At 60.0% G+C, this 25983-nt stretch carries 29 protein-coding genes; 3 read left to right on the top strand and 26 right to left on the bottom strand.

The features are described 5' to 3' along the window. Positions 1–27 precede the first annotated feature (27 nt). Positions 28–540: a YgjP-like metallopeptidase domain-containing protein gene (locus AC1DYQ_RS18870; protein WP_477688066.1), complete on the top strand. Its 513-nt coding sequence runs from the start codon at positions 28–30 to the stop codon at positions 538–540. 138 nt (positions 541–678) lie between these two features. Here AC1DYQ_RS18870 and nagZ read toward each other — a convergent pair whose 3' ends face one another. The 24 genes from nagZ to AC1DYQ_RS18750 all read right to left on the bottom strand — a co-directional run bounded on the left by nagZ (position 679) and on the right by AC1DYQ_RS18750 (position 23016). Further along, positions 679–1737, bottom strand: coding sequence for a beta-N-acetylhexosaminidase (gene nagZ / locus AC1DYQ_RS18865; protein WP_477688065.1), 1059 nt, complete (start codon positions 1735–1737; stop codon positions 679–681). Between the two features lie 64 nt (positions 1738–1801). Next, positions 1802–2200 (bottom strand): holo-ACP synthase, encoded by a 399-nt coding sequence (acpS, locus tag AC1DYQ_RS18860; RefSeq protein WP_477688064.1) that lies wholly within the window; start codon positions 2198–2200, stop codon positions 1802–1804. A gap of 152 nt (positions 2201–2352) precedes the next feature. Then, a complete protein-coding gene (locus AC1DYQ_RS18855) occupies positions 2353–3159 on the bottom strand; it encodes a pyridoxine 5'-phosphate synthase (RefSeq protein WP_477688063.1) in 807 nt (268 codons plus the stop codon). Positions 3160–3171: 12 nt separating this feature from the next. Beyond that, a complete protein-coding gene (gene recO, locus AC1DYQ_RS18850) occupies positions 3172–3921 on the bottom strand; it encodes a DNA repair protein RecO (RefSeq protein ID WP_477688062.1) in 750 nt (249 codons plus the stop codon). Between the two features lie 211 nt (positions 3922–4132). Further along, positions 4133–5080 (bottom strand): GTPase Era, encoded by a 948-nt coding sequence (era, locus tag AC1DYQ_RS18845; RefSeq protein WP_477688115.1) that lies wholly within the window; start codon positions 5078–5080, stop codon positions 4133–4135. Positions 5081–5254: 174 nt separating this feature from the next. Further along, positions 5255–5956 carry a ribonuclease III gene (gene rnc / locus AC1DYQ_RS18840; RefSeq protein WP_477688061.1) on the bottom strand — a complete coding sequence of 234 codons (702 nt, stop codon included), beginning with the start codon at positions 5954–5956 and terminating at the stop codon, positions 5255–5257. Beyond that, positions 5957–6298 carry a DUF4845 domain-containing protein gene (locus AC1DYQ_RS18835; protein ID WP_477688060.1) on the bottom strand — a complete coding sequence of 114 codons (342 nt, stop codon included), beginning with the start codon at positions 6296–6298 and terminating at the stop codon, positions 5957–5959. A 72-nt stretch (positions 6299–6370) separates the two neighbouring features. Beyond that, complete coding sequence (gene lepB, locus AC1DYQ_RS18830; protein ID WP_457279377.1) at positions 6371–7342, bottom strand: signal peptidase I; 972 nt, start codon at positions 7340–7342, stop codon at positions 6371–6373. An 11-nt stretch (positions 7343–7353) separates the two neighbouring features. Then, positions 7354–9165, bottom strand: a complete 1812-nt coding sequence (gene lepA / locus AC1DYQ_RS18825; RefSeq protein WP_477671322.1) for a translation elongation factor 4 — start codon at positions 9163–9165, stop codon at positions 7354–7356. A 570-nt stretch (positions 9166–9735) separates the two neighbouring features. Beyond that, entirely contained in the window at positions 9736–11199 is a 1464-nt protein-coding gene (locus AC1DYQ_RS18820; RefSeq protein WP_477688059.1) for a DegQ family serine endoprotease, read from the bottom strand. Positions 11200–11321: 122 nt separating this feature from the next. After that, positions 11322–12350 (bottom strand): MucB/RseB C-terminal domain-containing protein, encoded by a 1029-nt coding sequence (locus tag AC1DYQ_RS18815; protein ID WP_477688058.1) that lies wholly within the window; start codon positions 12348–12350, stop codon positions 11322–11324. Positions 12351–12386: 36 nt separating this feature from the next. Continuing rightward, on the bottom strand, positions 12387–12995 hold the full coding sequence (locus AC1DYQ_RS18810; protein WP_477688057.1) for a sigma-E factor negative regulatory protein: 609 nt from the start codon (positions 12993–12995) through the stop codon (positions 12387–12389). A gap of 104 nt (positions 12996–13099) precedes the next feature. Beyond that, entirely contained in the window at positions 13100–13744 is a 645-nt protein-coding gene (gene rpoE / locus AC1DYQ_RS18805; protein WP_457279382.1) for an RNA polymerase sigma factor RpoE, read from the bottom strand. Continuing rightward, a complete protein-coding gene (locus tag AC1DYQ_RS18800; RefSeq protein ID WP_477688056.1) occupies positions 13741–14283 on the bottom strand; it encodes a hypothetical protein in 543 nt (180 codons plus the stop codon). The genes rpoE and AC1DYQ_RS18800 overlap by 4 nt, the downstream gene beginning before the upstream one ends. Positions 14284–14315: 32 nt before the next feature. Then, entirely contained in the window at positions 14316–15560 is a 1245-nt protein-coding gene (gene fabF / locus AC1DYQ_RS18795) for a beta-ketoacyl-ACP synthase II (RefSeq protein ID WP_457279384.1), read from the bottom strand. Between the two features lie 82 nt (positions 15561–15642). Beyond that, positions 15643–15882: an acyl carrier protein gene (gene acpP, locus AC1DYQ_RS18790; protein WP_011484542.1), complete on the bottom strand. Its 240-nt coding sequence runs from the start codon at positions 15880–15882 to the stop codon at positions 15643–15645. 159 nt (positions 15883–16041) lie between these two features. After that, the gene (gene fabG / locus AC1DYQ_RS18785) at positions 16042–16788 is read right to left on the bottom strand and encodes a 3-oxoacyl-ACP reductase FabG (protein WP_457279385.1); all 747 of its coding nucleotides are present in this window, start codon (positions 16786–16788) and stop codon (positions 16042–16044) included. Further along, a complete protein-coding gene (fabD, locus tag AC1DYQ_RS18780; RefSeq protein WP_477688055.1) occupies positions 16785–17735 on the bottom strand; it encodes an ACP S-malonyltransferase in 951 nt (316 codons plus the stop codon). The genes fabG and fabD overlap by 4 nt, the downstream gene beginning before the upstream one ends. 92 nt (positions 17736–17827) lie before the next feature. Next, positions 17828–18469: a hypothetical protein gene (locus tag AC1DYQ_RS18775; RefSeq protein WP_477688054.1), complete on the bottom strand. Its 642-nt coding sequence runs from the start codon at positions 18467–18469 to the stop codon at positions 17828–17830. Then, positions 18450–19814 (bottom strand): sialidase family protein, encoded by a 1365-nt coding sequence (locus AC1DYQ_RS18770; protein ID WP_477688053.1) that lies wholly within the window; start codon positions 19812–19814, stop codon positions 18450–18452. The genes AC1DYQ_RS18775 and AC1DYQ_RS18770 overlap by 20 nt, the downstream gene beginning before the upstream one ends. A 44-nt stretch (positions 19815–19858) precedes the next feature. Beyond that, complete coding sequence (locus AC1DYQ_RS18765) at positions 19859–20836, bottom strand: beta-ketoacyl-ACP synthase III (RefSeq protein ID WP_477688052.1); 978 nt, start codon at positions 20834–20836, stop codon at positions 19859–19861. Beyond that, the gene (plsX, locus tag AC1DYQ_RS18760; RefSeq protein WP_477671314.1) at positions 20836–21951 is read right to left on the bottom strand and encodes a phosphate acyltransferase PlsX; all 1116 of its coding nucleotides are present in this window, start codon (positions 21949–21951) and stop codon (positions 20836–20838) included. Before plsX ends, AC1DYQ_RS18765 begins: the two co-directional genes overlap by 1 nt. A gap of 88 nt (positions 21952–22039) precedes the next feature. Beyond that, positions 22040–22222, bottom strand: coding sequence for a 50S ribosomal protein L32 (gene rpmF, locus AC1DYQ_RS18755; RefSeq protein WP_007873878.1), 183 nt, complete (start codon positions 22220–22222; stop codon positions 22040–22042). Positions 22223–22461: 239 nt separating this feature from the next. Further along, positions 22462–23016 (bottom strand): YceD family protein, encoded by a 555-nt coding sequence (locus AC1DYQ_RS18750; protein WP_477688051.1) that lies wholly within the window; start codon positions 23014–23016, stop codon positions 22462–22464. A 25-nt stretch (positions 23017–23041) separates the two neighbouring features. Here AC1DYQ_RS18750 and AC1DYQ_RS18745 point away from each other — a divergent pair, with 25 nt between their 5' ends. Next, positions 23042–23689 (top strand): Maf family protein, encoded by a 648-nt coding sequence (locus AC1DYQ_RS18745; RefSeq protein WP_477688050.1) that lies wholly within the window; start codon positions 23042–23044, stop codon positions 23687–23689. Further along, positions 23686–24453, top strand: coding sequence for an SAM-dependent methyltransferase (locus tag AC1DYQ_RS18740; protein ID WP_477688049.1), 768 nt, complete (start codon positions 23686–23688; stop codon positions 24451–24453). The genes AC1DYQ_RS18745 and AC1DYQ_RS18740 overlap by 4 nt, the downstream gene beginning before the upstream one ends. A 72-nt stretch (positions 24454–24525) precedes the next feature. Here AC1DYQ_RS18740 and AC1DYQ_RS18735 read toward each other — a convergent pair whose 3' ends face one another. Then, positions 24526–25584 carry a S49 family peptidase gene (locus AC1DYQ_RS18735; RefSeq protein ID WP_477688048.1) on the bottom strand — a complete coding sequence of 353 codons (1059 nt, stop codon included), beginning with the start codon at positions 25582–25584 and terminating at the stop codon, positions 24526–24528. A 21-nt stretch (positions 25585–25605) separates the two neighbouring features. Continuing rightward, positions 25606–25980, bottom strand: coding sequence for a Rieske (2Fe-2S) protein (locus AC1DYQ_RS18730; RefSeq protein WP_477688047.1), 375 nt, complete (start codon positions 25978–25980; stop codon positions 25606–25608). Between the last annotated feature and the right edge of the window lie 3 nt (positions 25981–25983).

The following is a 25983-nucleotide window of genomic DNA, read 5'->3' as shown; positions in this document are numbered from 1 at the left end:
CAGTGAGTCTGGACGGGGGTGAACCATATGCCACTCAAATACCTTCTCGGCTACCCCGACAGTCTTCAGACGCAGGTGCGGCAGCTGCTGGCACAAGGCCGGTTGGGTGCGATGCTGCTTGCCAAATACCCCCTCGCCCATGGCGTGCGGACGGACAAGGCCCTGTACGACTACGTGATGGGGCTCAAAAGCGAGTTTTTGCGCAGCTCGGAACCGCTCTCCAAAGTCGCGTTTGACAGCAAGCTGCACGTGATTGCCCATGCGCTGGGCACGCACACCACCGTCTCCAGGGTTCAGGGCAGCAAGCTCAAGGCCAAGCGCGAAATCCGCGTGGCCACGCTGTTCAGGGAAGTGCCCGAAGAGTTTTTGCGGATGATTGCGGTGCACGAACTGGCCCACATGAAGGAAAAAGCGCACGACAAGGCTTTCTACCAGCTCTGTACCCATATGGAGCCGCACTACCACCAGTATGAATTTGACCTGCGGGTGTACCTGACGCACATGGATGCGGTGGGCCGGCTGGAGTGGCCTTCAGCCTGAAGATGACGGCTCCGTCAGGTTCGATTCGTACGGACCTGCAGTGGGGCCATATTTATGAAAAATAGGCCTGAAAGCCAATGCAAACGGGCGCAAGCAGCTATATATTTAATAGCAACCTGGAGCCGCCTCAACGCACTCTCAGGGAATCAGTCCCATCGCGTGCATATAGGCAGGGTGCAGCATCAGCTCATCCCATTCGTGGGCAGGCGTTGCGGGCAGCAGGTCCAGCCGGCGCAGCTCGCTGGACTCCAGCGCTTCCCACCGACCCTTGAGCAGCGCCTCGGCCATACCGTCCAGCAGTTCGTCCACCGGCTTGCCCTCCCCTACCGACTGGTTGCACAGCAGGACCATGTCGCAGCCGGCGTTCAGCGCAGTGATGGCAGCCTCGGTGTAGCTGACTTCCTTGCCGTCGATGAGCCGGGCGCCAGCCATGCTCAGGTCGTCGCTGAAAATCGCGCCGCCAAAACCCAGCTGGCCGCGCAGGATGTAAGTAAGCCATTTTTCCGAAAAACCTGCCGGCCGGGCGTCCACCTTGGGGTAGATCACATGCGCCGGCATCACGCTGGTGAGCGTGGTGTTCAACCATTCATAAGGCGCGGCGTCGTCGGCCAGGAGGGCCTTCAGGCTGCGTTTGTCGACCGGGATGTCGGTGTGTGAGTCAGCCTTGACGAACCCATGGCCGGGGAAGTGCTTGCCGCAATTGGCGACGCCAGCTTGCAGCAAGCCGTGCATCAGGCTTTTGGCCAGCAGCGTGACGACGCGCGGGTCGCGTCCAAAGGCGCGGTCGCCGATGACGCCGCTTTCACCCCAATCGAGATCCAGCACCGGCGTGAAACTGAAATCAACGCCGCAAGCGCGCAACTCGGCGCCCAGCACGTAGCCACAGGCGGTGGCGGCGTTGGTGGCCGCAAGCTGGTCCTTCATCCACAGCGAGCCCAGCGCGCGCATGGGCGGCAGGTGGGTAAAACCATCCGTCCTGAAGCGTTGCACGCGGCCGCCTTCGTGGTCCACGCAAATCAGCAAGTCCGGCCGGATGCTCTTGATCTCAGCACAGAGCGCGCTCAGTTGCCGGCGGTCTTGCCAGTTGCGGCCAAACAGGATGATCCCGCCGGTCAATGGGTCCTTGAGGCGCCGGCGGTCGGCTTTGGTCAGCGTAAGGCCGGCGATGTCGATGATGAGGGGGGCGTGCTGGGTCATGGGATTGAAACTCAGGAATGAATTACTATTAAATTGATAGCTGGTGGCGCACGGCTGGCGGGCGCTAGAGGCTGTTTTTCTCTACAACCACAAAACTGGCGGCGTAATCGGTTTCATCGGTGACGGACACATGGGCGGTGAGTTGGCGGGCTTCAAACCAGGCCTTGAGCGTGCCGTGCAGCACGATCTCGGGTTTGCCGCTGGGCGCCTTGGCGATTTCGCAGCTGCGCCATGTCATGGGCATGCGCATGCCGGTGCCGATCGCCTTGCTGAAAGCTTCTTTGGCCGAAAACCGGGTGGCAAGGTAGCTGACGCCGCGGTCGGGCCAGCGCGCGCTGCGGTGTTTCCAGGTGGCGAGTTCACCGTCGCTCAGGATCCTGCGGGCAAAACGTTCGCCATGCCTCTCAAGGCTGGCGCGGATGCGGCGCACGTCGCAGATGTCAGTTCCAATACCGTAAATCATCTAGCACCCAGTCGCCGCAAAGTGACACGCAAAAAGCCAGCATGAGCCGTGGAACCGGCTTTGCCGGGCCACAGGCGGGCGGCCCCTTTCGTGATGAAAGGGGCAGGGAGATGCCGCAGGCTGCACGCAGTGGGCGACCGTGGGGGCTCCAATCATGCGGGGGCAAACGCCTGGGAGATGCAATGCAGGTAACGCCTGGTGGTCGCGGCGTAACCCAGCTCGAGCGCGTCGGCAACAAAAGCGTGGCCTATCGACACCTCCAGCACGTTGGGTACTTCCCGCACAAACTCCGTGAGGTTGTCGCAGTTCAGGTCGTGGCCGGCGTTGATGCCCAGGCCGGCTGCGGCAGCGGCCTGGCCCGCACGGGTAAAGCGTGCGAGGACTTCGGCCTTTTCAGGGGTTGCCCAGGCGCGGGCGTAGGTTTCGGTATAAAACTCCACCCGGTCGGCGCCCACGGCCTTGGCCGCTGCCATGGCTTCGGGAATCGGGTCCATGAACAGACTGACCCGCACACGGCGGTCATGCACCTGTTCTATCAGGGGCAGCAGGCGCTCAGCATCTTCGGGGAAATTCCAGCCGTGGTCGCTGGTGAACTGGTCCTCGCTGTCCGGCACAAAGGTGCACTGATGCAGCGGCAGGCCCCGGGCGGCCAGGTCGTGCACAAAGCCCATCAGGTTCTGGAACGGGTTGCCTTCGATGTTGAATTCGCGGTCGGGCCAGTCTTTCATCAGCGCAGCGAGTTCAAAGACGTCGTCAGGGCGAATATGGCGCTCGTCGGGCCGCGGGTGCACCGTGATGCCCTGGGCCCCAGCCTCCAGGCAAAGCTCGGCGGCGCGGCGCACGCTGGGGATATCCAGGTGGCGGGAGTTGCGCAGCAAGGCGACCTTGTTGACATTGACCGACAGTGCGGTCTTGTCGTAGGTGTGGGACACGAGGGGAGCGGGTGAAAGAAGTTTCATGGCGGTTGCTCGTTAGAAAGCTTGCAGGTCCATCATCATCTGCCGGGTTTTCAGGACCTTGACGCCACAATGGTAGTGCAGCAGGCTGCGCAACTGGGTTTTGAGCTCATTAAAACCGGGGATACAGGCCCGTACGGTGTCGGAAAACAGGGCCTCGTCGCCCAGCGCCTGCTGCAGCGCCTGCCATTGCCCGCCGGGCAGGCTGACGCGGTCGTCGTCATGCGCCTGCCGTAGCCCGGCCTCGGGTACAAGTACATAGCGGGCGCCCGGGACCAGCGGCGCCAGCGTGGCGGTTTCGGCGTCCAGCAGGGGTAAAAGACCGATGTCGCGCAGCAGCCGCAACTCGAATGCGCGCAGCGCCAGCTGCAGGGTTTCGGCACTTTGTGCAGCGATCAATTGCACCGTGGCGGCGTAGGCGTCAAACAGCACGGGATGCGGGTCGTCACGCGCCATCAGGCGCATGAGCAGCTCGTTGAGGTAATAACCCGACAGCAAGGCATCGCCAGTGGGCATGACATGGCCACCCTGCCATTCGGCGCTTTTGAGGGTACGGATTTCTGCGTCACCGCCGAAGGCGATGTGCAGCGGCTGCAGCGGCAACAAGATCGGCCGGAAACTGGAACTCGGCTTTTTGGCCCCCCGCGCCACCAGAGCCACCCGGCCATATTTGCGGGTGAACACTTCCAGGATCAGACTGGATTCACTCCAGTCGTAGCGGTGCAGGACGTAGGCGGGCTCGTCACCTATACGCTTGGTGGCCATGTTCAGGGATTCAAACGGTTTAAAGAAGGCAGACCAGCATGAGCCGCGGAACTGGCTTTGCCAGGCCGCAGGCGAGCGGCCCCCAAGGGGCTGGAGCCCGCGGCTCCGAGCCTGCCTGCGCAGGCTTGGACGGGCGACAGAGGCGAAGCGTCTCGCGAGCCGCGGCCTGCAAGGCCTCGGGAGCTACACGAAGTGAGCGACCGTGGGGGCCTCATTCATACCCGAAGGTCTTGACCCTTGCCTCATCGTCCGCCCAACCCGAGCGCACCTTGACCCAGATCTCCAGGAACACCTTGCCGCCAGTGAGGGTTTCAAGCTCATGCCGGGCTTCAGTGCCGATGCGTTTGAGCTTTTCGCCCTTCTCGCCAATGATCATGCCTTTGTGCCCGTCGCGCTCCACCACGATGGTGGCGGCAATCTTGCGCAGGGCACCCTCTTCTTCATACTGGTCAATGATGACGGTGGAGGTATAGGGAAGCTCGTCGCCCGTCAGGCGGAACAGCTTTTCGCGGATGATTTCGGCCGCCATGAAGCGATCGCTGCGGTCGGTCAATTCGTCGGCACCGTACATCCAGGGCTGCACCGGCAGGTATTTTTCGCAGATGCCGAACAGGCGCTCGATGTCCTTGGCATTGTTGGCCGACATGGGCACGAACTCGGCGAAATTGTGCCGCTCCTGCATTTCCTTGAGCCAAGGCGCGATTTCGGCACGGCGGTGAATCAAATCGAACTTGTTAGCCAACAAAATTGCGGGTGTCTTTTCGGGCAGCAGGGCCAGAACCTTGGCGTCGGCCTGGTTGAACTGGCCGGCTTCCACCACAAAGACAATGAGGTCCACATCGTTGACGGCACCGACCACGGTGCGGTTCAGTGAACGGTTCAGCGCGTTGCCGTGCCGGGTCTGAAAGCCCGGCGTGTCCACGAAGACATACTGCGTCCCCTTGACCGTGCGCATGCCGGTGATGCGGTGGCGCGTGGTCTGGGCCTTGCGTGAGGTGATGCTGATCTTTTGCCCCACCAGGGCATTGAGCAGGGTGGACTTGCCCACGTTGGGCTTGCCGACAATGGCGATCAGGCCGCAACGCTGCTCGCCGGCGGGAGGTGTGCCAGTGCCAGTGGGCACGGCCGCGCCGCGCGAGGACAGCGCCTGCGCCAGCATGGCTTCCAGCGCATCGGGCGGCTGCACGGCTTCCGGGGCTTTGGCTTGACGCTTTTTCGGCGCGACTGCAGAGGGAGTCGCCGCAGCAGCTACCGGGGTTTTCGGTTCTTTTTTACCTGTACTCATAATCTTGGTGTGTTGGCCTGCGGCCTTCGGGCGGCTGCCGGCGAGGAGTCAGGAATCCAGTGTCTTGACAAACATCAGCATGGCGGCGGCGGCGGCTTGTTCGCCGGCCCGGCGGGAGCCGCCGATCCCGCGCTCGGCCCGGCCATACTCGGTGATCTCGCATTCCACATCGAAGGTCTGCTTGTGGGCCGCACCCATGGTGCCCACCACGCGGTAAATCGGCAGGTTCATTTTGCGCCCCTGCAGCCACTCCTGCAATTCGGTTTTCGGATCTTTGCCGATGGCCTGCATCTGGGGGTTGATTTCCACGTCCTTGAACAGCCGGTGCACCAGCAGGTTGGCCGCCTCAAAGCCGGCGTCCAGGTAAACGGCGCCTATCACAGCTTCCAGCGCGTCAGCGAGGATGGAGGGCCGTTTCTGCCCGCCGGATTTCGCCTCACCTTCACCCAGCCGTACCAGGTCCGGCAAGCCAAGCACGACGGCAAGTTTATGCAGGGTGTCCTGCTTGACCAGGTTGGCCCGTACGCGCGAAAGGTCGCCCTCAGGCAGGGTACTCAGTTGCTCGAAGAGCAGCCCCGCGACAGCCAGGTTCAGGACGGAATCGCCCAGAAATTCGATACGCTCATTATGGTCGGTCGAGAAGCTGCGGTGCGTCAGCGCCTGCTGGAGCAGCCTTGGGTCGGAAAAATCATGCTGCAGGCGCTTTTGCAGTGCCAGCAGACCAGGACTTGAGGTAGCACTCGCTCGCACTTACTTGGCACGGCCGTTGTACTTGAGCAGCAGATAAGCTGGGCCAACCATGTGAATTTCCTTGTTATAGGCGAAAGCCACCACGGTTTTGTCGCCCTCCTTGGTCACTTCCAAGTCCTTACCGGTAATCGACTTGATATCGTCAATCTGGGCGGCCTTGTCAAATATTGACTTGGCTTCGCCGACAGTGCTGCCCTCCCTGGCTTTGCCCGCAGCTTTAAGAATGGCCTGGTACTCCACCAGCGTCGGAAGAACCTGGGCGGCCAGAATACCGCTACACACCAGAACGACGCCTACAAACAGAATGCCAATAAAGGAAATTCCACGTTGACGATGTTTCATTTTTTCTCCTGCTTTGACTAGGAAGTTCTGTCGCATTGCCTCTTGGTACACCAAAGTGTGCCAAAAAGGGGGCTATTCGAAAGAACCGATACGCTTGAGGTTGCCGAAATTCATCCAGACAAAAAAGGCCTTGCCGACAATGTTTTTATCGGGAACAAACCCCCAATAGCGGGAGTCCAGCGAATTATCGCGGTTATCGCCCATCATGAAATACTGCCCCTCAGGCACCTTGCAGACAACGCCCTCGCTACTGTAACGGCAATTTTCCTTGAAAGGAAAGTCCATGACCTCCCGCTCATCGAGGCCCGCCCGCCGGGAGTCGTCATTCAGCAAGCGGTATTTCTTTGTCCCATTGACCTCTTCGAACTGTTTGGCGTAACGCAAAATATCTTCGTCAAAAAAGTCGGGCAAAGGCGTCTTGACCAGAGGCTTGCCGTTAATGGTCAGCTTCTTGTTCAGGTAGGCCACCTCATCCCCGGGCACACCCACCACCCGCTTGATGTAATCCAGGCTCGGTTTTGGGGGATAGCGAAACACCATCACATCCCCGCGCTGCGGGGTGTTGTTGTCCAGTACCTTGATATTGAGCACCGGCAGGCGAACGCCGTAATGGAATTTGTTGACCAAGATCAGGTCGTTGACGAGCAGCGTCGGGATCATGGAGCCGGAAGGAATCTTGAAGGGCTCAAACAGGAAGGAGCGCAACAGGAAAACCACCACGATCACCGGGAAAAGGCCGGCGGTCCAGTCCAGCCACCAGGGCTGCATGATGAGGCGGGTTCTGGCTTCGTCAACATGGTTGTCGACCTGGCTGATGCCTTTGCCGGCGAGTTCAGCCTGCCGCCTGGCAGCACTTTCCTCGAATGCCGCCGCCGCACGGTAGCGCTGCGGCAAAAAGTAAAACCGCTCGGCCAGCCAGTAAATCCCGGTGACCACCGACGCCAGAAACAGCAGCAGGGAAAAGTTTCCGTCCACGACGCCGAAGTACCAGGCAGCGCCATAACCCACAAAGGCGGCCAGCACCACGGCCGTGATCGTGCTCATTGCGCCGCGCATCAATCTTCCACCTGCAAAATGGCCAGGAAGGCTTCCTGGGGGACTTCAACGGAACCGATTTGTTTCATGCGTTTTTTACCCGCTTTTTGTTTTTCAAGGAGCTTGCGTTTGCGTGAAATATCGCCTCCGTAGCACTTGGCGATCACGTTTTTGCGCAGCGCCTTGATTGTCTCACGCGCAATAATGTTGGCCCCGATCGCCGCCTGGATGGCCACATCGAATTGCTGCCGGGAGATGATCTCGCGCATTTTGGCCACCACCGCCCGGCCGCGGTAGGCTGACTGGCTGCGGTGGACGATGATGGACAGCGCATCGACCTTCTCGCCATTCAGCAGGATGTCCACCTTCACCACATCGGATGCCCGGAACTCCTTGAATTCGTAGTCCATCGACGCATAGCCGCGGGAGACGGACTTAAGCTTGTCGAAGAAGTCCAGCACGATCTCGCCCAGCGGCATTTCATAGGTCAGCATGACCTGCTTGCCGTGGTAAGCCATGTTCAGCTGGACGCCACGCTTCTGGTTGGCCAGCGTCATCACGGCGCCCACGTAGTCCTGCGGCATATACAAGTGCACGGTCACGATGGGCTCGCGGATCTCGTTAACCTTTCCACCGTCGGGAATTTTGGAGGGATTTTCAACCTTGAGGAGGGTTCCGTCGGATTGGAGAACTTCATAGACCACACTGGGGGCCGTCGTGATCAGATCCTGGTCGAATTCCCGCTCGAGCCGCTCCTGGACGATCTCCATGTGCAGCAGCCCCAGGAACCCGCAGCGAAACCCAAAACCCAGCGCCTCGCTGACTTCCGGCTCATAGTGCAGCGACGCATCATTGAGCTTGAGTTTTTCCAGTGCGTCGCGCAGGGATTCGTATTCACTGGCCTCTGAGGGATACAGGCCGGCAAACACCGCAGGCTGGATTTCCTTGAAGCCGGGCAAGGCCTCGGTGGCAGTAAAGGCTGCGCCGCCTGTCCCGGGCTTGATCAGGGTCACGGTGTCGCCGACCCGCGCCGCCTGGAGCTCCTTGATCCCAGCGATGACAAAACCCACCTCGCCGGATTCGAGCGCCTGGCGAGGCTCGGTATGCGGAGTAAAGACGCCTAATTGCTCGGCGTTGTACATCGCCTCGCTGGCCATCAGCTTGATACGGTCACCCTTGGCAAGCCGGCCGTCCACAACACGCACCAGCATGACGACGCCCACATAAGCGTCGTACCAACTGTCAATGATCATGGCGCGTAACGGGCCGCCTGGATTACCTTTGGGCGGCGGAATCCTGGCAACGACGGCCTCCAGGATTTCATCGATGCCCATGCCCGTCTTGGCACTACAGGGAATCGCATCGGTCGCGTCGATGCCGATCACTTCTTCGATTTCCTGCTTGGCGTTATCAGGGTCGGCTTGCGGCAAGTCCATCTTGTTGAGCACCGGCACGACTTCCACGCCGAGGTCCAGCGCGGTGTAGCAGTTGGCGACGGTCTGCGCTTCCACACCCTGGCTGGCGTCCACCACCAGCAGCGCCCCCTCGCATGCGGACAGCGAGCGGCTCACTTCATAAGAGAAGTCGACGTGGCCCGGCGTGTCGATCAGATTGAGGTTGTAGACCTCGCCGTTGAGTGCCTTGTATTTGAGCGCAGCGGTCTGCGCCTTGATGGTTATCCCACGCTCTTTTTCAATATCCATCGAATCCAGAACCTGCGCACTCATCTCTCTGTCCTGCAAACCGCCGCAACGCTGGATGAGACGGTCAGCCAGCGTGGATTTGCCGTGATCAATGTGGGCAATGATCGAAAAATTTCTGATGTGATTCATCAACGAGAACGCCTAAGTACTTGAAAGTATTGCGAAGAGATTGGATGGAATTCGCGAGGGCCATAAAAAAGGGCGCGTCGAGTAGCGACGCGCCCTGAACCAACAATCTATGGCAACTGCGATAGTTGGAACTTCATTGTAGGCAAAAAGCTGGAGCCGAACAGTCCCGAAATGGCCATATTTTTGTCGTTGCAGGCTAGCAACATGGATCTTATACACAACTTATTCACAATTTTATACTGCTTGTCTCTGGACAACTTGTGGGTGATCTGTGGAGCGTTCGGTATTACTCAAAATAAAGAGAGAAACCGGGTCTTTAGCCATTCCGATATATCGAAATAGCGCAGAGGGGAGCTCATATTCTACCGAAAATGGTCCATGGACCACTTTATTGTGAGTAATCACTAACAAAAAATCAGGTCTGGTCCCTCGCAAAATATATTTTTGCGAAGCACCAGATTCCGCGTCAGGCGGCAAAAACCCCCATAGCCCGGCAGGGTATGGGGGTTAAAGGCAGCTTCACACGCTCCTTGCCGCGCCGCCGCGGGAAAGCGCCCCTAGGTAGCGCCTTCAGCGGGAAGGCCTGATCAATGCGTATTGCGCCCACTCGCCCCGGCGGAACAATACGTTGATGGCCTTGGACTTGTCGATTTTGGCAAGGGCCGCTTCAAATTCCTTGACGCTGGTGACTTCGGAGTTGGCAATCGCCACAATCACGTCGCCTTCTTTCAGGCCGGCCCGCGCAGCAACCCCTTCAGCGGTGTCCACCTTGACGCCACCCTTGATCTTCAGCTCTTTCTTCTGCGCGTCGGGCACTTCACTGACGGCCAGACCTAAAGCTTGTGCGGCCCCCGCCACCGGAGGCTTGGGTTCGGGTCCAGCCGAAGCCTTGCGCGCGGGTCTTTCGGCCTCGACCTCACCGATCGTGACCGAAAGGTCCTTGCTCGCACCGCGCCTGAAGACAGTCACCACGGCCTTGGTACCCGGCTTCACGTTGCCGACCATGCGCGGCAAGTCGCTGGATTTTTCAATCGGCTTGCCGTCGAACTTGATGATGATGTCGCCAGCCTCAATGCCCGCTTTTTCTGCAGGTGCGCCGCTCTCAACACCCCTGACCAGTGCACCCTGGGCCTTGCCCAGGCCAATCGATTCCGCCACCTCTTTGGTGACCTGGTCGATCTGCACACCGATACGGCCCCGCGTGACCTTGCCGCTCGTGCGCAGCTGATCGGACACGCGCGCTGCCTCATCTATGGGAATGGAAAAGGAAATGCCCTGGAAGCCGCCGGAGCGCGAATAAATTTGGCTGTTGATGCCAACCACCTCACCGCGCATATTGATCAGGGGCCCGCCGGAGTTGCCGGGGTTGATGGCCACGTCGGTCTGGATAAACGGCAGGTAGTCGCCGGTATCCCGCTGCTTGGCACTCACGATACCTGCGGTCACGGTGTTTTCCAGGCCAAATGGCGAACCGATGGCCATCACCCATTCCCCGACCTTGAGGCGGTTGATGTCGCCGATCTTCACTGCGGGCAGCCCCGTCGCCTCAATCTTGACGACGGCAACGTCACTGCGCTTGTCCGCACCGATGATTTTGGCTTTGAATTCGCGCTTGTCGGTCAACGTGACGATGACTTCATCGGCGCCTTCGACCACATGCGCGTTGGTCATCACAAAGCCGTCGGCCGTCAGGATGAAACCCGACCCGACGCCGCGTGGCTGATCTTCGTCAGGCTGAGGGCTGCGGTCCGGCCGGGGTGCGCGGGGCATATTGGGGGGGATCGGTATGCCAAAACGCTTGAAGAATTCCAGCATCTGTTCGTCGGCACTTCCGGAAGCCGCTGCCTTGACTTTCTCCAGGGTGCGGATATTGACCACCGAAGGACCCACCTGCTCCACCAGGTCCGTGAAATCCGGCAATGTGCGGTTCTGCGCCCAGACCGGCACGACCGGCAGCACCGCCAGGACCGCAGTGCTTCCCACGATGGCCGCCGTCAGGCAGGAGCGCAGGGGTTTCCAGTTCAATTCAAGCATCATCAGCCTCGTCATAAATGTTGTCATCCGGCAATCACACCCGGCGGCAACCCAAGGCCGGCGCCGGAGAAAACTGTTGCTGCACGTGGGCCCCGAGAAAGGTATCAGGACACCAGAGCATATTATTTCTTGCGCTCCAGCCCGCCCGCAAAAAGCTTCAAGGTACCCATGGGGACTTCACCCATCACGGTGACCCAATAGGCGTCGAGCTGCCGGGTAATCGTCTGGGTGGCGCCCATCGACAGGCTCGATTCCTGACCGTGGCGCTGGCGGTCGAATGGTTCTACAAAAATCGACACCGATGCCAAACCATCCGAAAAAATCCACTGCAGGGGCTCTTCACCGGCCGCAGTGCCAGCAGGCGCCAGTGCCGTCGCCGGTCGCTTGTAGCAACTCATGGGTTTAAAGCCCGCCACAGGCGCCTTCAGGAGCCAGCCTTCCGCGCTTGCCGTGGTCTTCGTGAGAACAGGCTTTTCCACACGGTAACCGTCGACCTTGCCCATCATCTGGAGGAGCTTGTCCATTTTGACCGGAGCATCGAGCTGCAATTCTGAAAATGCCGCCTGTTCCAGGACCTTGCCGTCGGTATCGAGCGTCTGCAGCTTCACGACCAGGCCTTTCTTCTGTTCTGTCCAGACACGGTAGCCAAACCGCATATTGTCTTTGGGCGCCAGCAGCACGATATCGGCCTCGACGCCCGCCACGCGCTCGGTACCCTCCTGACGGACCTTGTAATAGTCGGCAATCCGGTTATCGGTTGACTGCAGCAACTGGGGGAACATACCCAGCGACTCACGCTTTTCACTGCGAACCACCTTGTGGTCCGGCATGAAGGTGACCACCTGGTCGTTATGGCGAAAAATCGAGCGTGGTGCCCCCGTCAGCGTTTCTACCCGCTCCATTTGCTGGTCGCCCTCGCAAACATGCCAAATCTTCGCACTGGACATGGCGCCACCGGAAGAGACGACAAAGGTGCCAATGTACGAGCGCTTTTTGGAAGCCTCGTGCATGCGCATCAGCCAATCGTTGATGTTGCGGGATTCCACGAGCGTCGCAGCAGGGGCCGGCGGCGGCACCTGTGCCGCTACAAAATTCATAGCTGGCAGCGCACATCCCGCAAGGGCTAGAAGGCGAAATAGCTTGAATTTCATGAAGTTTCCAAAGCCCGGCAGCAAGCAAGCGTCCGCTCAGCGTCCTGCATTTTGCGGCGTTTCAAAGGTGGCATTGCGCAAGAAACCCGAAGGCTCCTGCAGGGCCGACGTGCCCCCCAGCTGCTTGTGCGCAGCCAGCAGTTCCTCCAGCCGGGCATCCCGCACCATTGGGCCTTGGGGCGAAGCAACCAACACCTGTTGTGACAGTGGCGCCTGGGCAAGCTGCGGCGCCGAGCCAGGTGCCAGCAAGCCAGAGGCATTCCACGCAATGGCAGCCACCGCGGCGAGTGAGGCAAATCCTGCTACCAGCTTCCAGCGGAAATCGCTGTCATTGGCGGCTTCGCCATGCGGCTGGGACATTGCTTGCACGGGGACCTGAACAACATCCAGAGCCGGAGCAGCAGGATGAAAACTCGAACCGGCCGGAGTTTCCTGGGCAAGGCGCTGGTTCAGGCGCGCCAAAAAGGCCACGTCCGCTCCTTTGGTCCGAAGCGCAGGAGATCGCAAAGCATCGCCAATCAGGTGATAGGTGTCCCAGGCGGCGACCGCTGAATCGTCGTGCCGGCTGGCATCGAGCGCAGCCACAAGTTCTTCCCCGTCCAATTGGCCATCGGCCAGAGCAGACATGAGTTCACTGGTTTGCATTGACGGTTTCATCATGTTCGTGGGCAGCGGAACTGCCGTTTTGAAAGGCTCAAAATACAGGATCTGATTCGTGGGTTCATAGATGGCTCCTGGGTGCTGCGGCTTCACCAGCGCTTGCCGCTCTGGTTTTCCAGCAACGGTTTCACCTTCTGCGAAATTGCCTCGCGCGCCCTGAAAATCCGGGACCGCACTGTACCGATGGGGCAATCCATCGCCTCTGAAATCTCTTCGTAGCTCAGCCCTTCTATTTCACGCAGGGTAATGGCCTGGCGAAGCTCCTCAGGCAAGGCTTCCATGGCAGCATTGATGATTTCCGCAATTTCCTTGGTGGCCAGCACGGCTTCCGGCGTTTCCGAGCTTGTTAGTTCGTTTTCAAGCGGGGAAGTTTCATCGCTTTCATCGCTTTGGCCCGATTTAAAGGAGTTTTCAGAGACGGTTGGATCCCGTTTAAGGTCCATCAGGGCCTTTTTGGCGGTATTCACCGCAATCCGGTAAAGCCATGTGTAGAACTGAGCCTCGCCCCTGAACTGCGCCAGGGCCCTGTAGGCGCGGATGAACGTCTCCTGGGCGATATCTTCCACCAGGTCCACATCGCGCACCATACGGCCTATCAGGCGCTGGATGCGCCGCTGGTATTTGATGACCAGCAGCTCATATGCCTTCTGGTCGCCAGCAACGGTGCGCTCCACCAGCATGGCATCGCTGTCGGTTGCTTTTTCCAGTTGCGGCGGAGGCAGGTCAGCGCTCATGGGTTTTGTGACGTGACTTCAACTGGGCGCATAGACCCCGATACTGCCACAGCCGGCACGGGTTCTGCAGGCAGAAAATCATGCGGCGATAAGGTGGAAGACGACTTGTGCGGCGAGTAGACCGCCCGGCGCAGGTCCAGCCATCGCTCCGGCATGACACCGCGCTCCACCCAAAGCCACAGCCGTGCGTGAACAGAATTTTCAAGCCTAAGCAGTAAATAGTGCTGAAAATCGGCAAGGACTGAAAGCTCATATTCGGCAACGCCCGCCTGGTAACCCGGGCTCTCCCAGCGCCACACTTCGCCATCCCATGCCAAATGGCCCGCCGGAGAGTTTCGCCAACCGATATGTGCTGCCACACCAGCGCCCAACGCGGCAGTAAGTGCCAGGCCAATGCGCCAATCCAGCTGACGGTTTCCGTTGAAATACCAGAGCATGGCTAAAAGCAGCCCGGACAGCCATAAACCCAACAAAAGAGTGCCAAGAAAACGCGAACGCCCCAGCGGATAAACAACCGGCGGGGCGTTGTGCAGGCTCAAGGCAGGCTGTTGGACGTGCGTGAGCCGGGAAATCAGGCGCGCTTGAAGACCAGCGTACCGTTGGTGCCGCCGAACCCGAAATTGTTTTTGACGGCAACCTCGATTTTTGCGTCACGCGCGGTATTGGCACAGTAGTCCAGGTCGCACTCGGGGTCCTGGTTGAAGATATTGATGGTCGGCGGAATTTTCTGGTGATACAGCGAAAGCACCGTAAACACCGACTCAATGCCGCCGGCGCCGCCCAAAAGGTGACCCGTCATGGATTTGGTCGAGCTGACCACCATGTTTTTAGCGTGGCTGCCGAACGCAGCCTTGACGGCGTTTGTCTCGTTCAAGTCGCCCAACGGCGTGGACGTGCCATGCGCGTTGAGGTACTGGACTTCGTCGGCATTGACACCTGCGTTCTTCAACGCCATGACCATGGAGCGACGCGGTCCGTCGACATCGGGCGCTGTCATGTGATATGCGTCTGCGCTCATGCCGAACCCGGTCAGTTCAGCATAAATTCTGGCGCCGCGCGCTTTGGCATGCTCGTACTCTTCGAGAACCAGCACACCGCCGCCTTCGCCCAGCACAAAACCATCACGATCCTTGTCCCAGGGGCGAGACGCTGTTTTAGGGTCTTCGTTGCGGGTGGACAGGGCACGCGCTGCGGCAAAGCCGCCTACGCCCAGCGGAGAGACGCAGGACTCAGCGCCACCGGCCACCATCACGTCGCAATCGCCATATTCAATCATGCGAGCCGACAGGCCGATGGCATGAAGTCCCGTCGTACAGGCCGTTACGACCGCGACGTTGGGGCCTTTAAAGCCGAATTTGATGGATACATGCCCGGAAATCATGTTGATGATCGAGGCAGGTACAAAGAACGGAGACACCCGGCGCGGGCCGCGATTGACCAGCTCGGAATGCATTTGCTCGATCATCGGCAAACCGCCTATGCCCGAACCTATATTGCAGCCAATGCGGGTCGCCAGTTCGCCGTCGAGCGCCTCGCCTGTCGGCAAGCCGCTGTCGGCCACCGCCTGGAAAGCTGCAGCCAGACCCAGATGAATGAAGCGATCCATGTGCCGCGCTTCTTTTTCGGGAATGTAATCCGCGATATTGAAGCCTTTGACCTCACCGGCAAATTTGCAGGCAAAGTTGCTTGCATCAAACTGCGTGATCAGATCGATTCCGGGCACACCGGCAATCAGATTGGCCCAGGATTCAGCCACGGTATTACCTACCGGGCTGACACAACCCAGACCTGTCACGACGACACGACGACGGCTCATTCAGAAATCCTGAGAAAAACCCGAAAAGTCCTGGAATGACTTTTCAGGCTTGATGACGGCGGAGGCAGGCGAAAGCCTTGCCTCAAGCCTTTTGATGGGTGTTTGCGTAGTCAATCGCGTTCTGGACGGTGGTGATCTTCTCGGCGTCTTCGTCGGGAATCTCAATGCCGAACTCGTCTTCCAGAGCCATAACCAGTTCTACGGTGTCAAGGGAGTCAGCGCCCAGATCGGCCACGAAGGCTTTTTCGCTGGTGACCTGGCCTTCTTCCACGCCGAGTTGTTCGGCAATGATTTTCTTAACACGTGCTTCGATATCGCTCATAGTTCCCTCTGAGGGTTGTAAATTAATCCGTGATTTTACCGCGTTAGAGTCGTTTCCCTAAGCACCGTGCCGGACGGATAAAAACCGGCTTCGATTTCCCGTGTTTTACCACTGTCAGCCTGCCGTTTTCATGAAACTGCGGGGCTGACGCCTCAAGAGCTACATATACATGCCGCCGTTGACGTGAATCTCCTGGCCTGTGATGTAGGCCGCCTGCGGACTCGCCACAAAGGCCACAGCGTGCGCAATGTCTTGCGGCTTGCCAAGATGGCCCAGCGGGATCTGCCCCAAAAGTGCTTTTTGCTGCTCTTCCGGCAAGCCGGCGGTCATGTCGGTCTCGATAAAGCCCGGCGCGACGCAATTAACGGTGATGTTACGCGAGCCTAGCTCGCGCGCCAGTGCGCGCGTCATGCCGGCCACGCCGGCCTTGGCTGCCGCGTAATTGGATTGGCCCGCATTGCCCGAGGCACCAACGACGGATGTGATGCTGATGATGCGGCCGTAGCGCTGCTTCATCATGGTGCGCATCACGGCGCGGCTCATGCGGAACACGGCCTTGAGATTGGTGTCCAGCACCGCATCCCAGTCGTCATCCTTGAGCCGCATTGCCAGCATGTCGCGTGTGATGCCCGCGTTGTTGACCAGCACCTGCAGGCCACCGTGCTCTTTGACGATGGCGTCGATCAGCGCTTCGGCGGCGGTAACATCGTTCACATTCAGGTTTTTGCCGGCGCAACCCGGGAAAGCCGCAAGGGCCTGGCCGATTTTGGCCGCGCCTTCATCGCTGGTCGCCGTGCCTATCACTTTGAGGCCTTTCTGGGCCAGCTCCAGCGCAATGGCCGCGCCAATACCGCGCGATGCGCCGGTGACCAGTGCGACCTGGCCTTCAAACTTGACTTCGCTCATGCCAGTAACTCCTTCACTTCCGCCAGGGAGGCGGGATCAAACAGGGGGACACCCGTCAATTCGGGATCGATTCTTCTGGCCATGCCGGCGAGCACCTTGCCAGGCCCGCACTCGACCAGCGTCGTGAGGCCGCGTGCCTTGATGGCCTGCACGCATTCCACCCAACGCACGGGGCCGAAAGCCTGCCCGTACAGCGCCGCACGAATGCGGTCAGCGTCGATCTCGACGGCGACCTCGATATTGTTGATGACGGGGATCTGCGGCGCCGCGAAATCAACGGCGGCCAGCTTTTCGCGCAGCTTCTCGGCCGCGGGCTTCATCAGGCTGGAGTGGAAGGGAGCTGACACCGGCAGGGGCAAGGCGCGTTTGGCACCGTTGGCCTTGAGCACTTCGCAGGCCTTTTCAACCGCAGCCTTGCTGCCCGCGATGACGGTTTGCATCGGGTCATTGAAATTGACGGCTTCGACCACTTCGGTGGTGCGGGTCCCGAAGCTGCGCGCGGCCTCGGCACAGCCTTCAATCACTTTGGAAGCGTCCATGCCCAGAATGGCCGCCATCGCGCCTATGCCGACCGGTACTGCGTCCTGCATGGCCTGCGCACGAAAGCGCACCAACGGCGCGGCTTGCGCGAGTGTCAGCACACTCGAGGCCACCAGAGCAGAGTATTCGCCCAGCGAGTGACCCGCGACGGCGGCCGGCGCGGTACCGGTTTCGGCCATCCAGGCACGGTAAGCCGCCACACCGGCGACCAGCATGACAGGCTGCGTGTTGGTGGTCAGCGCCAGCGCCTCCTTGGGGCCGTCCTTGATCAGCCGGCCGACATCCTCGCCCAGCGCCTCGGAGGCTTCGGCCAACGTCTGCGCAACCACCGGATGGTCGCCCCAGGCGTCCAGCATGCCGACCGACTGCGAACCCTGGCCGGGAAAAACAATAGCAAACGATTTCAAATGATTACTCCATGGGTCGAATTCTTGGATTGCTGAAAAGCATCCGCATGCATTTTAAGAAGATGAACGGTCATTTTTTGAAGCACAGCCTGTCAGACTGACGACGGCATAGCGCCATTGTGCGCACCACGCAGCCGTGCAACCCCCCATCCGACAGCCGATTTGACGCACTGATAAATTGCCGCAACGGCCAGCCAGGGGTCTATCAGGTAGTCCCACAGATTGGTGGACTCCAGCGCCCCCGCAGTCCAGGCCAGTAAAGCCAGAGCGGCCAGCACGGGCAGCAAACGAAATCCCCCGGCCCAGCATGCCAGCGACAGCGCCAGAAGCGCCGCCCAGAGAACTGGCGAACCCCAGCCGAGCCGGTAGGCATCCCAGTCACCCCAGCCCAGGGCCAACGGGTACAAAAACAATGCGCCCACAGCAAAGACAACACTCACCAGCATGCACTCGCGGTTATCTGTCAAGCGGACGCCCGACAGGCGCTGATACATGCCCAGGCAGGCGAGCGCCACCAAAGAAATGCTCAGGTCGGAACTGATGCCGCGCACATAGGCCACGAGCGGTAAACGGGCCGGCCCCACCGGGCACCACAGAAGTACAAACACCGCGGCAGTAGCAAACATGCCCCACGGCGCGACGCCACGCCGCCAGCCCAGCAGCCGCAGGCAGCCGGCGCTGAGCACCAGATCAATGCCGAGCAAGGCGATCAGATCATTTGCCGGAGGAAGCATGGCCGGTCGCCGCTTGCGCGGCCTGGAGGGTTTGCAGGGGATCCAGCCGCACGTGCTTGATGCGCGTGCGATGCCAGGTATAGACGAGATGCAGGTAGCCGTCGCGGGTTTGCAGCAAGTAAGGATAAGAAAATTCCTGGGAGCAGCTCTGGTCTCCGCACAACTGGCGCCGGGCACTGGCTACATAGGACTGGGCTTCGCCGTCACTGGCGCCGCGGGCTTTGAGCTCCCGAGTCAGCAGGCGCTCATAGTCGACGAGGGACGTGCGCGACTGCGGGTTGGCTGACGATTCGACGATCCATGGGCTTAGCCCATCAAACGAGCCACCCGCCGCCGTTTGCAGCAAGGCCAGCATTTCGCGGTTTCGGGGCGCCGGGTTCAGGGCCAGCCATTGCGTACCGGTGTTCGTCACGACGCCGGCCACAGCGGAGTCCGGATTGGGCCAGGTGCTTGCATGCGCGCGCGACCAGGTCTTGCCGGCATCCGTGGTATTTGAAGCCATCAGCGCCGTGGCATTGCCTGAGCGCATATAGACCTGCGCCTTCTCTGGCCCCGAAACCAGCACAACCGGCTGCAGACCGGTGCGACTACCGGGAACGCGAACTTTGTCGACGACCTGGCCCAGAGCATTGATGCGCAGGACTTCGCCGAATTTGGTGACGAACTCGTGGTACACCGGCAAGCCGATCTCGCCGCTTTCAAAGCTCACGGGTGCTCCTTTGACCAGCGTACTGATGTTCAGGAAGGGCGACGTCACCAGGCGGCGCGGCACGCTCCAGGTCGCGCCATCATCCGTGGAACGCGCCCAGCTGATGGAGCTGCCCGCCCATCCGCCCAATGAAACGTTGACCATCCACAGGCAGAGTGAGCCATCGGCCGCGCGGGCGATCACCGGATTGCCCAGCTTCTTGACATAGCGCCACAGGCCCTGCTGAAGTGTTTGACGGTTAAACAGCGTGCTTTCCGCACTCCAGCGCAGACTGGCGGGGTCCATCACCGCGGTCTGGATGGTGACATCCCCCGCGCCTTCGCGCGTGCCCGAAAACCAGACCGCGCGCAAGCGACCATCGCGCAACTCCACGAGGGAACCTGCATGCACAGCCTGGCCGGGAGAAGATGAGACAAATTGCGCGTCAAAACGAAAACGGCCATCCGGCGAAAGTTGCTGTGCCGGCAAGCCGGCGCGAGGCAAGGACTTGACAGCATCAGCTGAAGGGCTGGACGGCAATGCCGCAAAAGGGGTGGCCGGCGAGCGCTGCAGGATTTTCCACCCAGCCAGGGCAAAGGCCAGCACCAGCAAGGCTGCTGCAAGGCGATCCCATGCACCGGAAGGTCTGAAGTTCAAATGCCCACCTGTCTGTGAAAGCCTGGCAGATGGGTGGGAGCCACTCAGTAGTTGAGAAGCACCGCACCCCAGGTAAAGCCGCCGCCCACGCCTTCGAGCATGAGGGTGTCGCCTTTTTGGATCTTGCCGCTGCGCACGGCCACATCCAGCGCGAGCGGGATAGAAGCCGCGGAGGTGTTTCCATGCTGGTCGACGGTGACAATCAGCTTCTCGAGCGGCATCTTCAGTTTTTTGGCCGTGCTTTGCATGATGCGGATGTTGGCCTGGTGGGGAATCAGCCAGTCGATGTCGGCATCGGTCATGTTGGCTTTTTCCAGCGTAGCGCGCGCGGCGCTTTCGAGCACGCCCACAGCCAGCTTGAACACGGCTTGGCCATCCATCTTGAGCAAGGGGTCGCCCAGGATCTGACCACCCGAGACATTGCCCGGCACACACAGGATGCCGACATGCTTGCCGTCGGCATGCAGGTCGCTGGCAAGAATGCCCGGCGTGTCCGAGGCCTCCAGCACCACGGCGCCGGCGCCGTCCCCGAACAGCACGCAGGTGGTGCGGTCCGAAAAGTCCAGGATGCGCGAGAACACTTCCGCACCGATCACCAGTGCTTTGCTGGCCGAACCGGTGCGAATCATGGCGTCGGCCACGGTCAATGCATACACGAATCCGCTGCACACGGCCTGCACGTCAAAGGCCGGGCAACCAGCGATGCCCAGTTTGTTCTGCAAAATGCAGGCAGCGGACGGAAACACCATGTCCGGGGTCGACGTCGCCACGATGATGAGGTCGATGTCGGAAGCCTGCAAGCCCGCGGCTTGCAAGGCTTTTTTGGCGGCTTCCACGCCCAGATCGCTGCTGGTCACGTCGGACGCGGCAAAGTGGCGGGCCCGGATGCCGGTGCGCTCCACAATCCATTCATCGGAGGTTTCCACACCCCGGGTCGCCAGGTCGGCGGCCAGTTCGGCATTGGTCAGTCGGCGCGGCGGCAAATAACTACCGGTGCCGGTGATACGTGAGTAACGGGTCATTAATAAGTGGCCGGTGTTGAGACTGCTGAGTCAACTGGCATTGAGGAGGTGTCGACAGGCGCATCAGCAGGGGGCGCCGCCTGCGCTGCCACCAGCAAGGGGGCCGCATGGGCTATGCGTTCGCGCACTCTCTCAAGCAAATTGTTCCGAGCCGCATCATAAGCCCGATTCAGCGCCGTCTCAAAAGCAAAGGCGTCCGCTGAGCCGTGGCTTTTGAAAACCAAACCTTGCAGACCGAGCAGGGCGGCGCCGTTGTACCGCCTGTGGTCAACCCGATTTTTAAACGCAGTTAGCACCGGATAAGCAATGATGGCCGCAATTTTTGTCAAAACATTGCGGGAAAACTCAGCTTTTATGAAGCCGCCGATCATGCTTGCAAGACCTTCGCTGGCCTTGAGCGCGACGTTGCCCACAAAACCGTCACAGACGACGATATCGGTCGTTCCCTTGAAAATATCGTTACCTTCGACATTCCCGTAAAAATTCAAATCACCGGAATTAGACGCAGAACGCAACAATTCGCCGGCTTTTTTTATAATTTCACTACCTTTTATCGCCTCTTCGCCAATATTGAGCAGACCGACACTGGGCGTGGGGTTGCTGGTGATGGCTGCCACCAAGGCGGATCCCATCACTGCAAACTGCAGCAGGTGATCTTCGGTGCAGTCGACATTGGCACCCAGGTCCAGCACCGTGGTGGCGCCGCCCAGGGCATTGGGCAGCTGGGTAGCAATGGCCGGACGGTCTATGCCCTCCAGGGTTTTGAGGACGTAGCGGGCAATGGCCATCAAGGCGCCGGTATTGCCGGCCGATACGGCCGCTTGGGCCACACCATCCTTGACCTGGTTCATCGCGACCCGCATCGAGGAGTTCTTCTTGCGCCGCAAGGCGATCTCGATGGGATCGTCCATGGTGACGATCTCGCTGGCCGGAACGATCTGGCAGCGCGGATGGGCTTGAAGGCGGGGGTACAACGGGTGCCCCGCGAGGACTTCAGGCTGGCCGACCAGCACCACAGCAGCATCCGGATGGCCATCCAGGAAAGCCAGGCTGGCCGGGAGCGTGACGGCTGGGCCGATATCGCCGCCCATGGCATCGACAGCGATCCTGATCATGGGGCGACCGGTGCAGTCAAGAGAGAGTGGAATTCAGGCAAAAGAAAGGCCCGCAGGATGAGTGCGGGCCCATGCTCAAAGCGTGGAATTACGCTTCGGATTTGGTTTTCAGCACCTTGCGGCCACGGTAAAAACCGGTAGGGCTGATGTGGTGGCGCAGGTGGGTTTCGCCGGTGGTGGATTCCACGGCAATGCCTGGCACGGTGAGTGCGTTGTGCGAGCGGTGCATGCCGCGCTTCGAAGGTGACTTTTTGTTCTGCTGGACGGCCATGATCCGCTCCTGATGGGGTGTAAGGTTGGTAAATTACGCACCAAAATCCGAGTTCAGACAGCTGGACCTGAATATCGGCCCAAGGCGGTCTAAACGCCATGTAACCGTATTCACCGCATTGGTACGCGAAGCCTTTGATTATAGCTCGATGCGAGACAAATTTCATCACCTTAACCCGCGACTGGTGAAATGCCGACAAATGCAGGAGCTTTACCTGAGAAATAAGTAATTCTAAATTACTACTTTTTTGCTTTAAGCTGCGCCAGAACCGCAAAGGGATTGGGTTTTTCACTACCCTCGCCCACCGAATCTGCGTTGTCACCAAGGTCGCCCGCCTGCAGTTTGGGCGCGACAGGACACACCTCGTGCATGGGCACCAGCGGCAGGGCCATCAGCAATTCATCTTCCACCACAGCGAGCAAATCGAACTGGGGCTCCATCACCAGCAAATCCTCTTCAGACTGGTCGTCCTCGGCCATGGCAATGTCTTCATTGGCCACAAAGCGGTACCACTGGTCCACCTCTACAGGTGTGGCAACCACACCCATGCAGCGCTGGCAGGTTAAAGGAACAACAGCCTCAGCCGTCAGATGCAGCCATACGTCGTCTTCGACACCCGGGCGCGGGCGCAACTCGCCGACCGCCTGCCATTTCACTGCTGAATCAGCCTGCAACCCTTGCGCTTCGTGCGCAAGGCGCTCCATATTTCGTAGCAAAGTAGTCTCGGAAAGCGCCACGCCATCCTGGGCGAAAGCGGTCATGTTGAGTCGGTTGGGCTGCAGGGATCTGGACATGAGTGCAGTGTAAGAGAATCAAGGCATGAATCCTGTCCCCGACCTCGCCGCAATCGCCAGACACACCGGGCAAAACCGCCCCCTGATTTTGGGCTCGACCTCCCGCTATCGCCGGGAATTGCTGCAGCGGTTGCATATTCCGTTTGAGGTGGTCGCGCCCGACGTGGACGAAACGCCCCATGCCGGTGAACTGCCCGGCCCACTGGCCCAGCGGCTGGCTCTGGCCAAGGCCCGAGCTGTCGCCGAGGCATTTCCCGGCGCGGTTGTTATCGGTTCCGACCAGGTTGCAGACCTCGACGGCCAGCCGCTCGGCAAGCCGGGCACCCACGAAAACGCCGTCATCCAGCTGCGCCGGATGCGAGGGCAAACCGTCATTTTTCAGACGGCTGTGGCCGTCGTGTGCCTGGACAGCGGTTATGAAGCGCAAAGCCTGGCCGCAGTGAGGGTGAAATTCCGCACGCTGACAGATGACGAAATTGAAAACTACCTGCGCACCGAGCAACCGTACGATTGCGCGGGCAGCGCCAAAAGCGAAGGCCTCGGCATCGCGCTGCTTGAATCGATCGACAACGACGACCCGACTGCGCTGATCGGCTTGCCGCTGATCCGCACCTGCAGGCTCATCGAAGCCGCAGGCGTCAAGCTGCTTTCAGCCCGTGGGAGCCAGCCATGAGCGGCGCGACAAAAGGGAAACTTTACCTGGTGCCTGCGCCGCTTGACTTCGGCTGCGACGACCTTGCCCCTCTGCAGGATGTCATGCCGCTGGGCACCGTGCAAATCGCCGCCAGGCTCTCCTGCTGGATCTGCGAAAACGCCAAAAGCACGCGCGCTTACCTCAAGCGTATCGACGCGCTGCAGCCGCTCAGCACGCCGCTGCAGTCGCAGCAAATCCAGGAGCTGCCACGGGAGGTTCACAAAAAAGGCGACCACACCGGCAACTTCGACGCACGCCCCCTGTTGATGGCAGCCGTGGAAGGCCGCGACATGGGACTGGTCAGCGAAGCCGGCATGCCTGCCATTGCCGACCCCGGATCCTCCGTGGTACGCGCCGCCCATGACCTGGGGCTGGAGGTTGTACCGCTGACGGGCCCGATGTCGCTGATGCTGGCGCTGGCAGCGAGTGGTCTGAACGGCCAGAATTTTGCGTTTACGGGCTACTTGCCGCAGGCACCGGCCGAGCGCGTCCAACGCATCCGCGAACTGGAATCCCTGGCGCTCAAATCCGGCCAGACCCAGCTCTTCATCGAAACACCCTATCGCAATGCGGCCTTGTTCCAGTCACTGCTGCAAACGCTGCAGGGCAACACCCGGCTGGCGCTGAGCTGCGGCCTGACAATGACCAAAGGCTGGTCCCGCAGCGCGCAGGTCAGCGGCTGGAAACGCGACAAACTCCAGGCACCACTGGAATTGCCAACCGTTTTCTGTATCGGCCGCTAAAGCGCCAGACACGAACAAAAAAGCCCGCGCGAAGCGGGCTTTTTGACAATGACCACGCTTTCTCAAGTCGCCCTAGCGAAGCGCCGGGATCGCCTTGAAGGCCTTCATGGCACCCTCGCCCATCGCCGCGCCAAACTTCTTGGCCAGCCGTTCGGCTACATTGTCGCGGCGGGTGTAGTCAATAATCTCGTCTGTCTTGACCACTTCTCGGGCCACATACTCCAGGTTGCCTAGCTGATCGGCCAGCCCCAGTTCCACCGCCTGCTGGCCGCTCCAGAACAGGCCGCTGAACATTTCGGGCGTTTCCTTCAGGCGTTTACCACGGCCGGCTTTGACCACCGCGATGAACTGCTGGTGGATCTGGTCAAGCATGGCCTGTGCAAAGACCTTTTGTTTTTCGCTTTGCGGACTGAACGGATCAAGGAAGCCCTTGTTTTCGCCGGCCGTCAGCAAGCGGCGCTCCACGCCCAGTTTGTCCATCAAGCCTGTGAAGCCAAAGCCGTCCATCAGTACACCGATGCTGCCCACAATACTGGCCTTGTCGACGTAAATCTTGTCGGCCGAGACGGCGATGTAATAAGCGGCGGAAGCGCAGGTTTCTTCGACCACAGCGTAAACCGGCTTCTTGTGCTTGGCCTTCAGGCGCAGGATTTCGTCATTCATCATGCCGGCCTGCACCGGGCTGCCGCCGGGCGAATTGATCAGCAACACGACCGCCTTGGCGCCTTCGTCTTCAAAGGCGGCACGCAGCGCCGCGTTGACAAACTCGGCGCTGGCGTCGGCGCCCGCGGCGATTTCACCCTTGATTTCCACCACGGCCGTGTGCGGAACAGTCGCATCGCTGGCAGGCGTGCCGCGGTGCAGTGCCATCCATACCAGGGCGATGAAAAACGCCAGCCAGGACAGGCGCACAAAGGTTTTCCAGCGCCGCGTCGCCTTTTGTTCGTTGAGCGCAGCAAAAGCCAGTTTCTCAAGCGTCGCGCGCTCCCAGCCGGGGGTGGCGGAAGGGTCAACGGCGGATTTTCTGGCCTGGGGATAAGGCGGGACGGATTCCGGCTGGTTGGGCCGGAAATCCGATTCGCGCAGCGAATCAGAGTCCATGGGAGGGTCGGGGCGATGGGGGTCGTTCATGGGCGATAGTTTAGAGAGGTATTAGAACTGTAGCGGTTTAAGGTTGTAAGCAGAATGCCAATAAACAACCCCTTCGATTTCTGAAAGCTCGATTTTCACCAGGCCTCCCTGGCAAGGCCCACCGGCACATTGGCCGGTATCAGGACGGTAGGCGGCGCCGTGGCTGGCGCATAACAGCCACTGCCCCCCGGCATCAAACACCCGGTTGGGCTGCCAGTCCAGCTCCATCGCGACATGGGTGCAGCGATTGAGATACGCGTGGACCATTCCCTCGTAACGGACCGCAAAGGCGCGGCAGGTCTGCCCGGCATAAATGACATCGAACGGCACTGCCAACCCGCCTTCAAGCAGGTCGCGGCTATTGCACAAAGCTTGCCGGGGGTCCGTGGACGTCATCGA

The sequence above is a fragment of the Polaromonas sp. P1_F4 genome (assembly GCF_056405675.1).
The sequence above is the reverse complement of the archived record's forward strand: the minus strand, read 5'-3'. Positions and strand labels throughout refer to the sequence as shown.